Origin of the sequence: Streptomyces xiaopingdaonensis (assembly GCF_000262345.1) — a bacterium.
Lineage (GTDB): Bacteria > Actinomycetota > Actinomycetes > Streptomycetales > Streptomycetaceae > Streptomyces > Streptomyces xiaopingdaonensis.
Map to the genome: position 1 here is coordinate 18,163 of NZ_AJTQ01000175.1, position 13,452 is coordinate 31,614.

At 72.9% G+C, this 13,452-nt stretch carries 12 protein-coding genes and 1 pseudogene; 2 read left to right on the top strand and 11 right to left on the bottom strand.

Annotated features, from left to right (window positions below):
* The first annotated feature begins 389 nt into the window (after positions 1 to 389).
* A complete protein-coding gene (locus UWG_RS0114295) occupies positions 390 to 1,604 on the top strand; it encodes an acyl-CoA dehydrogenase family protein (RefSeq protein ID WP_016907901.1) in 1,215 nt (404 codons plus the stop codon).
* A 51-nt stretch (positions 1,605 to 1,655) separates the two neighbouring features.
* On the opposite strand, the gene UWG_RS0114300 is transcribed toward UWG_RS0114295, so the two are convergent.
* The 6 genes from UWG_RS0114300 to UWG_RS0114325 all read right to left on the bottom strand — a co-directional run bounded on the left by UWG_RS0114300 (position 1,656) and on the right by UWG_RS0114325 (position 6,969).
* Entirely contained in the window at positions 1,656 to 2,231 is a 576-nt protein-coding gene (locus UWG_RS0114300) for a GAF domain-containing protein (protein ID WP_016907902.1), read from the bottom strand.
* Positions 2,185 to 2,823, bottom strand: a complete 639-nt coding sequence (locus UWG_RS0114305) for a GTP-binding protein (RefSeq protein WP_016907903.1) — start codon at positions 2,821 to 2,823, stop codon at positions 2,185 to 2,187. The genes UWG_RS0114300 and UWG_RS0114305 overlap by 47 nt, the downstream gene beginning before the upstream one ends.
* On the bottom strand, positions 2,801 to 3,223 hold the full coding sequence (locus UWG_RS0114310; RefSeq protein WP_016907904.1) for a DUF742 domain-containing protein: 423 nt from the start codon (positions 3,221 to 3,223) through the stop codon (positions 2,801 to 2,803). The genes UWG_RS0114305 and UWG_RS0114310 overlap by 23 nt, the downstream gene beginning before the upstream one ends.
* A 5-nt stretch (positions 3,224 to 3,228) precedes the next feature.
* Positions 3,229 to 3,645, bottom strand: a complete 417-nt coding sequence (locus tag UWG_RS0114315; RefSeq protein ID WP_016907905.1) for a roadblock/LC7 domain-containing protein — start codon at positions 3,643 to 3,645, stop codon at positions 3,229 to 3,231.
* 33 nt (positions 3,646 to 3,678) lie between these two features.
* The gene (locus tag UWG_RS0114320; protein WP_016907906.1) at positions 3,679 to 5,379 is read right to left on the bottom strand and encodes a sensor histidine kinase; all 1,701 of its coding nucleotides are present in this window, start codon (positions 5,377 to 5,379) and stop codon (positions 3,679 to 3,681) included.
* An 882-nt stretch (positions 5,380 to 6,261) separates the two neighbouring features.
* Positions 6,262 to 6,969, bottom strand: a complete 708-nt coding sequence (locus UWG_RS0114325) for an alpha-ketoglutarate-dependent dioxygenase AlkB family protein (RefSeq protein WP_016907907.1) — start codon at positions 6,967 to 6,969, stop codon at positions 6,262 to 6,264.
* Positions 6,970 to 7,179: 210 nt separating this feature from the next.
* On the opposite strand from UWG_RS0114325, the gene UWG_RS0114330 reads away from it, so the two are divergent.
* Complete coding sequence (locus tag UWG_RS0114330) at positions 7,180 to 7,977, top strand: tyrosine-protein phosphatase (protein WP_016907908.1); 798 nt, start codon at positions 7,180 to 7,182, stop codon at positions 7,975 to 7,977.
* 22 nt (positions 7,978 to 7,999) lie between these two features.
* Here UWG_RS0114330 and UWG_RS0114335 read toward each other — a convergent pair whose 3' ends face one another.
* From UWG_RS0114335 to UWG_RS32785, 5 genes and pseudogenes are all read right to left on the bottom strand, one after another.
* Positions 8,000 to 9,397, bottom strand: a complete 1,398-nt coding sequence (locus tag UWG_RS0114335; RefSeq protein ID WP_016907909.1) for an aspartate aminotransferase family protein — start codon at positions 9,395 to 9,397, stop codon at positions 8,000 to 8,002.
* 92 nt (positions 9,398 to 9,489) lie between these two features.
* Positions 9,490 to 10,506 (bottom strand): adenosyl-hopene transferase HpnH, encoded by a 1,017-nt coding sequence (gene hpnH / locus UWG_RS0114340; RefSeq protein WP_016907910.1) that lies wholly within the window; start codon positions 10,504 to 10,506, stop codon positions 9,490 to 9,492.
* 7 nt (positions 10,507 to 10,513) lie between these two features.
* Positions 10,514 to 11,164, bottom strand: coding sequence for a phosphorylase family protein (locus tag UWG_RS0114345; protein ID WP_016907911.1), 651 nt, complete (start codon positions 11,162 to 11,164; stop codon positions 10,514 to 10,516).
* Positions 11,164 to 13,245 carry a squalene--hopene cyclase gene (gene shc, locus UWG_RS0114350; RefSeq protein WP_016907912.1) on the bottom strand — a complete coding sequence of 694 codons (2,082 nt, stop codon included), beginning with the start codon at positions 13,243 to 13,245 and terminating at the stop codon, positions 11,164 to 11,166. Before shc ends, UWG_RS0114345 begins: the two co-directional genes overlap by 1 nt.
* Before the next feature lie 63 nt (positions 13,246 to 13,308).
* Positions 13,309 to 13,452: pseudogene (locus tag UWG_RS32785) on the bottom strand (polyprenyl synthetase family protein); the annotation flags it as partial.

A 13,452-nucleotide genomic window follows, 5' to 3' on the forward strand; every position in this document is an offset into this window, starting at 1 on the left:
CGTGGAGAAGGCCCGCACCGGCGCCTCCCGGCGCCCACGGCACCCCACCGGCGGACGCGCCACGCCCGCCTCCTCCCACTCGGCAGCTCCACGCGCCCCTCTCGACTCCCTCGGCGGACGGCAGAGTTCTCCCACACGCACGGTGATTCGGTTGTGTCACCGGGTAATGCTGTCCGGGGCACCGGGCGACCCGAGAACGCTCGATGCCCACGGCCGGACCGCCGATCGCGCGGAGGGCCGGCCCGCACGCACACCGCTCCGCGGCCGTTGCGCGGGGGCCGGACCCCGCGCGCTCCACGACCCCGGCCGGCTGTGCGTCACCGCGCACGGCGGCGACGGCCCCGCGGCCGGAGCCCCGTCCGCGAACCGGGAGGGAAAGGGGAGGGAAGATGGACGGTCCCCACGCGGCCGACCACGAGCACCCACGACTGCGCCGACTGCGCGCCGAGGTGCAGGAGTTCGCGGAGACGCAGGTGAGGCCCCTTATACCGAGCATGGAGGCGTCGCGGACCGTCGCGTACGAACTCTCCCGCACCATCGCGGAGCGCGGCTGGATCGGCGCGACCGTCCCCACGGCCTACGGCGGAATGGGCGCGGGGCACGTCGCGAAGACCGTGATCATCGAAGAGCTCTCGCGGGTCAGCGGCGCGATGGGGGCGATGGTCCAGGCGTCCCAGCTGGGCGTCGCGAAGATCCTGCACTTCGGGGACGAGGTGCAGAAGAAGACCTGGCTGCCCTCGGTCGCCTCCGGCGAGTGCCTGCCGACGATCGCCGTCACCGAGCCGGGCAGCGGCGGCCACGTCCTCGGCATGACGAGCACGGCCGTGCGCAAGGGGGACGAGTACGTCCTCAACGGCCGGAAGGTGTACGTCGGGAACAGCCACGTCGGCGACGTGCACGGGGTGGTGGCGCGCACCGGCCCCGGCTCCCGCGGGCTCACCGCGTTCCTCGTCGAGTCCGACCGACCGGGCCTGCGCCTCCTCCCCGAGGCGCCGTCGATGGGGCTGCACGGCTTCAGCTTCGGGGAGCTCCACTTCGACGACTGCCGCGTCCCTGCCGCCAACCGCCTCGGCGCCGAGGGCGACGGACTCTCCGTCGCGTACTCCTCCAGCGTGCTCTACGGACGGGCCAACCTCTCGGCTGTCGCCCTCGGCATCCACCGGGCGCTGCTGGAGGAGACCACCGCGTTCTGCGCACGGCGCCGCCGGTACGACGCACCGCTCGCCGAACTCGGCAGCATCAAACTGAAGTTGGGTCGGATGCAGTCCCGCGTCATGACGGCACGGCTCGCGGCCTACCACGCCGTCGAGCTGCTCGACCGCGGCGTGCCGTGCGACGAGGAGCTGATCAACGCCAAGCTCGTCAATGTCGAGTCCCTCCTCGACTCGGCGCGCGCCGCGATGGAGATCCACGCCGCCTGCGGCCTCTTCACCGACCGTCCCGTCGAGCGCTACCTCCGGGACGCGCACCACATCTCGGCCCCCGCGGGCACCTCCGACGTCCAACTGCTGCGGCTGGGGGAGGTGGCACTCGGCAGCGACAAGGGCTCGTGGTCGGCACGGCTCGGTGAGGCCGTCCGCGGTGATCCGCTCGTGACGGCCTGACGCCCCGGACGCGCCGCGGCCGGGACCCGGCCGCGGCGCGTCCGCCGTCGCTCAATCCGCCGCCGTCCCACGGGCGTTGATCCTGTCGACGAGCTTCCCGGCCATCGTCTTGATCGTCTCGAGCCCCTCGCGCCCCCACGGCCGCGGCTCCTGGTCCACGACGCACACCGTCCCGAGCGTCGTCCCCGTGCGGTCGATGAGCGGGGCGCCGAGGTAGGAGCGGATGCCGATCTCGTCGACCACGGGGTTGCCCGCGAACCTCGGGTAGTCGCAGACGTCCTCCAGGACGAGGGCCTTGCGGCGCACCACGACGTGCGGGCAGTAGCCGTGGTCGCGCGCCATCACCCGTCCCGGCTGCGCGGGGCCCTGCGGCAGCGGACCGAGTTCGACGGCGTTGGCTGCCGCTGGAGTGTAGAGCCCGGCGAAGTACTGCCGGTGCTCGTCGATGAAGTTGACCATCGCGTACGGCGCGGAGGTGATCCGCGCCAGCTCCCGCGCGAACTCGTCGAACTCGGGTACGGGAACGTCGCCGATACCCAACTCGCGGAGCCGCACGACCCGTTCGGGAGCCTCGTTGTCCTCAGGGGTGAGCAGCAGGTGCGTCGTCGGGTCGTAGGCCATCGGCATGGCAGCTCCAAGCGTCGATCAGATACTGGACGAGGTCGAGCAGGACGCGCGTCCCGGAGCCGGCGATCCGCGCGTCGCACATCACCACGGGCACCTCCGGCTTGAGGTCTATGGCGGCCCGGACCTCGTCGGGCTCGTACCGGTAGGAGCCGTCGAACTCGTTGACGGCGACGAGGAAGGCGATCCCGCGCCGCTCGAAGAAGTCGACGGCGGAGAAGCAGTGTTCGAGGCGCCGCGTGTCCGCGAGGACGACGGCGCCGAGCGCCCCGTCGCAGAGCTCGTCCCACAGGAACCAGAACCGTTCCTGGCCCGGCGTGCCGAAGAGGTAGAGGACATGCTCCCGGCTGAGCGTGATCCGGCCGAAGTCCATCGCCACGGTGGTGGTCGCCTTCGACTCGACGCCGCTCAGGTCGTCCGTTTCCGCGCTGACCTGGGTCAGCAGCTCCTCCGTCGAGAGCGGTTCGATCTCGCTCACCGCGCCGACGAAGGTCGTCTTGCCCACCCCGAAGCCACCGGCGACGAGGATCTTGAGAGCAGTGGGGAACGGGTCCGCACCCGCCGCCCTCGTCTCAGAGTCGTTTACGGAGCCCATCCAGCACCGCCTCCAGGAGTTGTCGGTCCGTCCTCGCCACGCTCCCCAGGGGCGGTCCCGGGGCTCGCGCGGCGATCGCTCCGCACTCCGCCAGATCGGAGAGGAGCACCTTGGCCACCACTGCCGGCAGCCCTATCTGTGCCGCCACCTCCGCCACGGAAACGGGCCCGCCGCACAGGCCCAGCACCTGGGAGTGGTCGGGTCCCAGGTAGCTCTGCGGGCGGGCGCCCGTCGCCATCACCAGGGTCAGCAGCTCGAAGTCGGCGGTGGGCCGGGTGCGTCCGTTGCTGACGGTGTAGGGGCGGATCAGCCGCCCGGCCTCGCCGTCGACGAGGGGGCTCTCCGGCGCCTGGCGCCCGCGCCGCGGCTCCTGAGAGGCGGCGGCCCCACCACTGCGCACGGCGTTCAGCTTCCCACCGAGTGCCGCGCCGGGGTGGCGAGGCTCGGTCGCACGCTCTTGACCAGCATCGCCATCTCGTACCCGAGCACGGCCGCGTCCGCCTCGCGGTCCGCGACGACGGCGAGGCAGGCGTTGTGCCCCGCCGTCGAGACGAAGAGCAAGGAGGCGTCCAACTCCACGACCACCTGGCGTACTTCGCCTCCGTCGCCGAGCCGTACGCCGGCGCTGCGGGCCAGCGAGTAGAGGCCGGAGGCGAGGGCCGCCATGTGGTCGGCCGTGTCGGGCTCCAGTCCGTCGACCGCCTTCACCAGGCCGTCGGAGGAGAGGAGCAGGGCGCTGCGCGCGTGCGGCACTCGCTGTACGAGGCCGGTCAGCAGCCAGGAGAGGTCCGTGTTCCGGCCTACGGGTACTTCGCTCACCATGTTCGCGTTCTTCTCCCTCGGGGGCGCACCGTGCTAGCGGGTGGGGCGTGCGGGGTCCCCGCCGGAGGCCGGGGACGGGTCGTGGAACTCGGCGTGCCCGGACGGGGCTTCGGCGCCGGGAGACTGCTCCGCGGCGTCCTCGGCGAGGCTCGTGCCCCGCCGGAAGGCGGCCATGAGACCGGGGTCGTGTCCCTCGTCCGCGACCTCCTCGGCGCGCGCCTCGCGCGAGCTGCGGTCGGGCAGGTCGCGCAGCTCCCGTACGAGGTGCTGCTGCCGTCGCCGTCTCGGCAGCCGGGGGCGCGCCGCGTCGGGGGACCCCGCAGCTTCGCCCGGCGCGTCGGGCAGGTGGACGGCGCCCGTGGTGACGACGGGCGCCCACCGGTGCACCTGCTCCGGCGCCGACGGCAACGGCTCGGCGGCACCTGGCGGTTGAGGGTCCTCGGGCTCGGCGGGCCACGGTCGCGGAGGCTCGGGCGTCGGCCGCTGCTCGGGGAGCGGCCCTGGGCCGGCGTCCGCCGGCCGGGAGGCGCCCTCCCCCGGCGGCGGCTCCGACTCGCCTCCGGCGTCCGGCGGTTGGACGACGGCGTTCTGCTGCGTGCTGCCGAGGTCCCGTGCGATCCGCGCCTGCTCCGGTTCGTCGCCGAGGAGTTCGTACGGCACGACGAACACGGCCTGGACGCCGCCGTAGATGTTGCTCTGCAACTGCACGACGATGCCGTGGCGTTGGGCGAGTGCCGACACGACGAAGAGGCCGATCCTGCCGTCCTGGAGCAGTTCGGGGACGTCGATCCGGTCGGGGTCGGCGAGCACCGAGTTCATGCGGCTCTGTTCGGCCGCCGTCATGCCGAGGCCGCGGTCCTCGACCTCGACGGCGAGGCCGGCCGTCACGTACTGGGCGCGGAGCAGAACTTGGCTCTGCGGAGCGGAGAACACCGTTGCGTTCTCGATGAGTTCGGCGAGCAGGTGGATGACGTCGGCGACGGAGTGCCCGCGCAGCGTGCCCTCGATCGGCGGCACGAGCTTGACCCGCGGGTACTGCTCCACCTCGGCGATCGCGGAGCGGAGCACCTCCGTCATCGTCACGGGGCGCGTCCACTGCCTGCGGGAGACGGCTCCGCCGAGGACCGCGAGGTTCTCGGCGTGCCGCCGTACGCGGGTGGCGAGATGGTCGACGTGGAAGAGGCCCTTGAGCAGGTCCGGGTCCTCGACCTCGGCCTCCAGCTCGTCGAGGAGCTCGATCTCCCGGTGCACCAGGGACTGCAGCCGCCGCGCGAGGTTGACGAAGACCTCGACCCGGTCGTACGCGTGCTCCCCCGCCTCCCGCGGGAGCGGTGGCGCCGCCTGCGCCGCGCCGGACGCCGCGAGTTCGGCCGTGCAGGCGACGGCCGCCTCCGCCTCCCGCCGGGCGAGCGCCACCTCGTGCGCCAGCAGGTCGACGGCGTCGCCTCCGGGTTCGGGGAGCGGCGCACGGGCACGCGGCTCGGGTGTCTCGCCCCGCTCCAATTGCTGCACAGCGGCGCGTACTTCCGCGCGGCCCGCGGCCACGACGCGCCGCACCGCCGCACAGCGCTCGACCGCGTTCCGCGCCTCGGCGCGCGCGTAGACGACGGCGCAGCCGAGCACCGCCCCGACGAGCAGCACCGCCGAACCGAAGACCCCCCAGAGCGCCGCTCCGTAGGTGCGGCTCCCGTGCGTCCCCGAGCCGAGGACCACCACGACGACGACCGTGGCCATCGCTGCCACCAGCACCCCCGGCAGGAGCGCGAGCCGTACGAGGCGACGGCGCGCCGCGGCGTCGCCCGCCCCCTCGGGCGCCGGCGTACGGCCGTGGCGTCGCCGGACCCCGGTCCCCGAAGGCGCGTCCGGCGCCCCGTCGGACCAAGCGGTACCGGAAGTTCCCATTCCCGTATGCGCAAGGTGGTTCGGAGGTTCAGGCACAGGGGTTCCTCGGTCGTTTGGGGGCGCACACCCGGGGGCTGCGCCGGCTCGCCGCGCTCTCGCGGACGGGCGGCGGACCGCACTGCGAGCACGCGGCTCGCCGGTGTGCTGCGTATCCATGGCGTGCGGGGGCGGGCCGGGTGGCCGACGACGGATCGGTGGCGGCGCGTGCGCCCGACACCGCACCGGGCTGCGGCTGCGGCTGCGCGCACGGGCCGTGCGCAGGCACCCTCCCGGGCCTCGACGCGCCTGCCGTGCCTGGCGTGGTCGGCTCGGCGCTGTCGGACGACCCTAGCCGCCCCGTCCCCCGTGGTCAGAGACGAACCGCGGATTCGCCACCCCGCGCCAGCTCCCAAAGAGTGAAGTCCCCCAGTGCCGCCCCCCGTTCACCGCGCCGCCCCGACGAGCCCTCCACCCACGCGCACCTGCGGTAACCCGCGGGGCGCCCAACTGCACTCCGCCGCACGCCGATTCCCTCCGGAGGGCCGCACCGAACAGCAGACCGCCACCGACCCGCATGAGGCACAGGCGCACAAACAGGCGCGTCCAACCGGTTCGCACGCCCCGAATCCACGCCGCGCACAGGCCGGTTCGCACGCCCCCAACTCCCGCCGCGCACAGACCGGTTCGTGCGCCCTCAACTCCTGCCGCGAGCAGCACGAGGCGCACGCCCCCTCCTCAGAACCCCGTGCACCGCACCGTCACGTTCAGCCGGCCGCTGCTCGGCCCCCTGGCCGGGTCGCCCGTACCGGGACGCACCTTCGGAACACCGTGGTAGGCCAGCCGCGAGGGCCCGCCGAAGACGAAGGCGTCCCCGTCGCGCAGCTCGACGTCGCGCCAAGGACGGCCGCGCCCCTCGGCGTTGCCGAAGCGGAAGGTGCAGCTGTCGCCGAGGCTGAAGGAGACGACCGGCTCGGCCGAGCGCTCGTCGCCGTCCCTGTGCATGCCCATCCTCGCCTCGGGGCCGTAGAAGTTGACGAGCGCGACGTCGTACGCCGAGCCCCCGGCCCCGAACGCCGCGGCGTCCCCGTAGACACCGCCGTACGCCTCCGCGACCGCACGCCGCGCCCACTCCCCCAGCCAGCGCGGGAACGGCTTCACCGGCGCACCGTCACCGTCGGCGACGGTGCGCACGTAGCGGTACGGATACCAGTGCCACCCCAGGCTCACCTGCTGCACCGACATCACGCCGCCCCGCGGCATCCGCACCGTCCGCAGTCCGGCGGGCGGGCGCGCCCACTCGCGGCACGCCGTCACCAGCTCTCCGCGTGCGGCGGCGCCGAGCCACCGCGGCAGGTGCACGGCGCCGGGCGCCACCTCTACCGGCGGCGCGCCCCCTTCGGGGAGCGGGAACAGGCCCTCGTGCGTACCGTCCATCCCGTTCATCCTGCCGCCGCCTCCCCGTGCGCGCACCTGCCGGGTGCCCCGCGTCACTCGACGCGGACCTGATCGGCGCCCTCGGAGATGCCGTAGGGTCGGCCCTGTCGGCAGCCGCCGCAGCCGCGAGGCGTCCGGCTTCCCGGTCGGCGCCCCTGCGCGCGGTACGCGCGGCGCTGCCGGGCCGACAGAGTCGAGCAGCAGAATCGAGGGCACCCCGTGAGCCAGCAGTCCGCCGAATCCGTACTGACCGGTGTCCGCAATTTCCGCGACGTCGGCGGCCTGCCGACGCGGGACGGCCGGCGAGTACGGCACGGCGTGCTGTACCGCAGCGGCCACCTCGCCAACGCGACCCCCGAGGACGCCGCGTACCTCGGCAGCCTCGGCCTCCACACCGTCTTCGACTTCCGCAACTCGGCCGACCTCGCCCTCGACGGCGTCGACGTCGAGCTTCCCGGCGTCCGCAACGTCCACATGCCGCTCAACGACCCGGCGGACGGAGCCGAGTTCTGGAAGATGGTCCGCGGCGGCGAGCTCGACGAGCTGCGCGCCGCGCTCGCCGACGGCAAGGGCGAGGCGCGCATGATCGACACCTACCGCGCGCTCATCACCACCCGCACCGAGGAGCACGGGCGCCTGCTGCGCGCCATAGCGGAGGAGACCGTCCCCGCGCTGCTGCACTGCGCGGCGGGCAAGGACCGCGCCGGGATGTCGATCGCCATCGTGCTGATGGCCGTCGGCGTCGACCACGAGGCGGTCGAGGCCGACTACCTCCTCTCCAACGCCCCCGGCCGGCGCTACCTGATCCACCGCGGCTCCCGGGTGAAGGACGGCCTCTCGGCCGAGGTGGTCGAGCTGCTCTCCCCGCTCTTCGACGCACGGGCCACGTACCTCGCCGCCGCGATGGAGACGATCGAGGAGACCTGGGGCGGCGTCGAGCACTACCTCACCAAGGGGCTCGGGCTCACCGACGAGACGCGCGACCGCCTGCGGGAGCGGCTCCTCGAGAAGGACTGAGGCGCCCGGCCTGCCGGGCCGCCTACCGGTCGGCGACCGCCTGCTTGACGAGGGTGCGCCCGAACTCCCACAGCAGGCCGCTGCCGTTGTGGGCCTCGTCCATCACCTCGGTGAACGCCTCGACGAACCTGTCGACCTCGCGCTCGCCGACAACGAGCGGCGGGATCAGCTTGATCACCTCAAGGTGGTCCCCTGAGACCTGGGTGAGGATGCGGTGGCGCTGGAGCAGCGGGGCCACCACCAACTGCGAGAAGAGGCCCTTCCGCGCCGTCTGGAGCATCGTCCAACGGCTGCGCAGTCCGAGGGACTTGGGCTTGCCGAACTCGATGCCGACCATCAGCCCCCGTCCGCGCACCTCCTTGAGCAGCTCGTACTTCTCCTGGAGCTCCGTCAGCCGCCCCAGAAGCTGCTGCCCCGTGCGGCGCGCGTTGCCGACGAGGTCCTCCTCCTCCAGCACCGAGAGCGTCGCCAGCCCCGCGGCCATCGCCTGCGCGTTGGCGCCGAAGCTCGCCGAGTGGACGAGCACCCGGTCGATGGAGCGGTAGACCTTCTTGAAGATCCAGTCCTTCCCCAGCGTCGCGCTCACCGGCACGTACCCGCCGGAGAGCGCCTTCGCGACGCAGACGAGGTCGGGTTCTGCACCGCCCTGCGCGGCGGAGCCCTCGTACTGGTACGCGAAGAAGTCCCCCGTGCGCCCGATGCCCGTCTGCACCTCGTCGACGACGAGCAGCGCGCCGTACCTGTGGAGGAGATCGCCCGCGGCACGCAGGAAGCCGGGGGGAGCCTCGTGGACGCCCTTCCCCTGGACGGGCTCGACGATCAGCGCGGCGACGTCGCCGCGCTTCAACTCCCGCTCCAGCACGGTGAGATCGCCGAGCGGCACCGCCGTGTCCGGGAGGAGCGGGCCGAACCCCTCGCGGAAGCCGTCCTCACCGTTGACCGAGAGCGAGCCGGTGGTGAGGCCGTGGAAGGCGTGGTCGCAGTAGAGGACACGGGAGCGCCCCGTGGCACGACGCGCGAACTTGAGCGCCGTCTCCACCGCCTCCGTGCCGCTGCTGCCGAAGAAGACCCTGTCCATGCCGGGCGCGTGCGAGAGCAGCCGCTCCGCGAGGAGGCCGGGCAGCGGTGAGCAGTCGAAGCGGGTCAGATCGGGCAGGTCGGCGTCGAGGACGTCGTGGAGCGCCTTGCGTACGACGGGATGATGGCGGCCGAGGCCCATCACGCCGAAGCCGGCGAGCATGTCGAGGTACTCGCGGCCGTCCTCGTCGTAGAAGTAGGCGCCCTCGCCGCGCTCGTAGAACCGGTCGAAGCCGATGGCGCGGAGCATCCGCGGAAGCTGGTGGTTGAGGTACCTGGTGTGCAACTCGTAGCGCTCGCCGCCGCGTTGGGACAGCAGCTCGCCCAGGTCGAAGCCGGTCACGCCGTGTCTCCCGTCTGTGAGTGCACACCGAACGTTCTCACACCGCCGGGGAGCTGCACCGCCGTTGCGGCACAACTCCCCGGCCGTTCCTTTCACTTCGCGCCGAGCGTCTCCGTGGCGGCGCGCAGCGACTCCTTGAGCGAGCCCAGGGTGGCGAAGACCGCGGTCGGCTCGTAGCCGCAGTGCGCCATGCAGTTGGCGCAGCGCTCGTCCTTGCCGCGGCCGTAGGAGTCCCAGTCGGTCTCCTCCACCAACTCCTTGTACGTCGGGACGTAGCCGTCGCTCATCAGGTAGCAGGGGCGCTGCCAGCCGAAGAGGGAGTAGTTGGGGATCGCCCACGCGGTGCAGGCGAAGTCGGCCTTGCCTTCTAGGAAGTCGAGGAAGAGCGGGCTGTGGTTGAGCCGCCAGCGGTTCCGGTTGCCGCCGGCGAACGCCTTTCTGAACAGCTCCCTCGTCTGGTTGACGCCGAGGAAGTGCTCCTGGTCCGGGGCTTTCTCGTAGGCGTAGGCGGGCGAGATCATCATCTCGTCCACCTTCACCTCGTCGTTGAGGAAGTCCAGCACGTCGACAACGGTCTGCGGGGTGTCGGTGTTGAAGAAGGTGGAGTTGGTGGTGACGCGGAAGCCGCGCCGCTTCGCCTCCTTCATCGCCTCGACGGCCTCGTCGAAGACGCCCTCCTTGGCGACGGACTCGTCGTGCCGCTCCCGCAGCCCGTCGACGTGGACGGCGAAGGCGAAGTACGGCGACGGCTCGAACTCGTCCATCTTCTTGCGCAGCAGCATCGCGTTGGTGCACAGGAAGATGTACTTCCTGCGCGCGACCAACTGCCGCACGATCTCCCCGATCTGCGGGTGCATCAACGGCTCGCCCCCGGCGATGGAGACCATCGGCGCCCCCGACTCCAGCACGGCACCGACCGCCTGCGCGACCGGCATCCGCTGCTTCAGCACGCCCGCCGGATGCTGGATCTTCCCGCACCCCTCGCACTTCAGGTTGCAGGCGAAGAGCGGTTCCAACTCCACGATCAGCGGGAACTTCTCCCGCCTCCGTAGTTTCTGTTGCATCAGGTACGTGGCGATACGGACGGTCTGGCGAAGAGGCATGGCCATATCTCGCTCACCTCCAGGGGAGCAGCAAGGATCGGTGCCATTCGAGGAATGCGGGGAGGACGGTGCGCAGGCGGCGGAGGGCGGATATCCCCCCGCGCAGCGTCCCCGGCCTGACGAGTTCGTGCCCCGGCGCGTCGACGACCACCCGGACCGCCGCGACCGGCCGGTGCCCCGCCGGCCCCGCCGCCGCCTGCAGCACGGCCGCCGACTCCATGTCGGCGGCGACGGCCCCGCCCGCTCGGAGCACCGCCCGCTCCGCACCGCGTACCACGTGGTCGCTGCCGGCGAGGAGACCGCGGTGCACCCTGCCGTACGGCGACAGCGCGGCGGCGAGCAGCTCGGCGCCCGTGCACGGTGTGCTCTCGGCCCCGTCGGACGTCTCCTCGGCGACGACGAGATCGCCCGGACGCATCCCGCGCACGAGCCCCGCGCAGAACCCGGTGGCGAGCACGGCCGTGCCGCCGGCCACGGGCTCGTCGCCGAGCCGCCGTGCGACAGCGCGCCGGGCGGCGCGGGGCCCCATGCCGGTACGCAGCAACTCCGGTACGCCCGGGCCCGGCAGGGCGGTCGCCCGGCGTACGCCGCCGCGCAGGGCGCGGTGCTCGATGCCGAGCGCGCACACCACGAGCAGCCTGTCGCAGGCCCCGGGCGCCGTCATCATGCGGCCCGGTGCGGGAGGCCGTCGCCGTGGAGGTAGCGGCCGAGCGCGGTGAGCGGGAAGACGAGGCGGTAGAGGTGGTAGTTGATCGAGAAGTCCCAGGGGAACCCCGTGCCCGTGAAGTACGGCTCGTCCCAGGTGCCGTCTGCGCGTTGGGTGGCGGCGAGCCAGCGCAGCCCGCCGCGCACCGCGTCGGAATCGCGCTCCCCCGCGGCGAGCAGGGCCATCAGGGCCCAGCCCGTCTGCGAGGCGGTCGAGGTTCCGTTGGCCACCCACTCGGCGTCGATGTAGGAGCGGAGGTCCTCGCCCCAGCCGCCGTCGTCGTTCTGCACGCTCTCCAGCCAGCGGACGGCGCGGCGCATCGCCGGGTGCGCCGACGGAAGCCCGGCGGCGGCGAGCGCGGGGAGCACGGAACCGGTGCCGTAGAGGTAGTTGACCCCCCAGCGGCCGAACCACGCGCCCGTGGGCTCTTGTTCGGAGAGGAGCCAGGCGAGGCCCTTGCGGAACTGCGGGTCGCTCTGCCGGCCCTCGGCCGCGAGCATCTCCAGGACGTGCCCGGAGACGTCGGCCGACGGTGGATCGATCACCTCGCCGAAGTCGCAGAACGGGAGGCGGTTGGGGAACGCGCTGGTGTTGTCGACGTCGAAAGCGCCCCAGCCCCCGCTCCTCGACTGCATGCCCAGGGCCCAGGCGGCCGCCCGGGCGACAGCCCTGTCCACGCCCCGCAGCTCCGGGTGGTGGACCCGGCGCAGCGCCAGTGCGACTTCCGCCGTGTCGTCGGTGTCGGGGTAGTTGTCGTTGTCGAACTCGAACGACCAGCCGCCGGGCGCCAGTTGGGGCCTGCGCACCGACCAGTCCCCCGGGCGCACCACCTGCTCGCCCAGCATCCACTCGGCCGCCGACCGCAGCGCGGGATGGTCCCGGGGAACTCCCGCGTCGGCGAGCGCGATGGTGGCGAGGCACGTGTCCCAGACGGGCGACTGGCACGCCTCGATCATCCGCACGGGGCCGTCGGGCGCGGCCCCCGCCCGCTCGCCCTCCGAACCGGGCGACTCCCCGTCGCGCCACACGGCGAAGCTGTCGAGCGCCGCCAACCCGGCCTTCATGACGGGGTGTTGGAGGTCGTAGCCGAGAAGGCGGAGGGCGATGAGGGAGTACACGGCGGGCGGCTGGATGCCTCCCCAGCAGCCGTCGTTCTCCTGCCGGACGATGATCCAGCGCTCGGCGGAGCGCAGGGCAGCCCGTCGCAGGGCCCTGGAGTGGACGCGCCGGTAGGCGTGGAGCGTGCGGTCGAGCCGCTGGAAGGCGCCCTCCCAGCTCCGCACGGGGGCCGCCCGCCGTGCGGGTACCGGGTGCGCCGGGTCGCGGTGGAGCTCGTCGAGGCGGAAGGGCGCGCGGTGTGCGGGGCGGAACGCGCAGACGACGGTGAGCGGCACGATCGTCTGCCGCGCCCAACTGCCGAAGGAGTAGATGTTGAGCGGGACCCACTTCGGCAGGTACATCAACTCCGGCGGCATCTCGGGGAGTTCGTCCCAGCTCCACCAGCCGAAGAGGGCGAGCCAGATCCGCGTGAAGACCCTGCTGCGGGCGACGCCCCCGTGCTCGCGGACCCACGCGGAGGCCCGCGCCATGTGCGGCGCCTGCGGCTCGTCCCCGGCGAGGCGGAGCGCGACGTACGCCTCGATGGTGGCGGAGAGGTCCCCCGGGCCGCCGTAGAAGGTGGCCCAGGTGCCGTCGGGGCGCTGCTCGCCGCGGATGAAACGGGCGGCGGCCGCCGTCGTCGCCTCGTCCGGGATGCCGAGGAACTCGCGGAGCAGGAGGTCCTCCGCGTCCATCGTGACGTTGGTCTCCAAGTCCCCTTTCCACCAGCCCTGTTGGTGCTGGAGCCCGAGGAGGGCCCCGACCGCCCGGTCGGTGGTGCGGGAGACCAGTTCGTCGAGGCCGGAGTCCGGATGCGGTGGGTTCGGGGGGCTCTGCGCGGTCTCCGTCACGGCCGAGAGTGTGCCCACCCGGGCGGTGCCGGATGCCGCCGCGGCCCGGGCGATGCCCGGGTCCGCGGAACCGTCGGTGGTCGATGTCATCTCGCGTTCCCCTTCCGAAGTGGCCTGAGCCTCCGAAGAGTCCGGGCAGATGCGGCCTTGTGCTCACCGCTCCCTGACGACGACGAAGTCCGCGAGGGCCGCGAGCCGGTCACGGACCCGGCCGGGCATCTCGACGGCGTCGAGGGCCCGGACCGCCCTCGCGTGCTGCCGCTGCGCCTCGGCCGACGTCCAGTCCCGGCCGCCCGC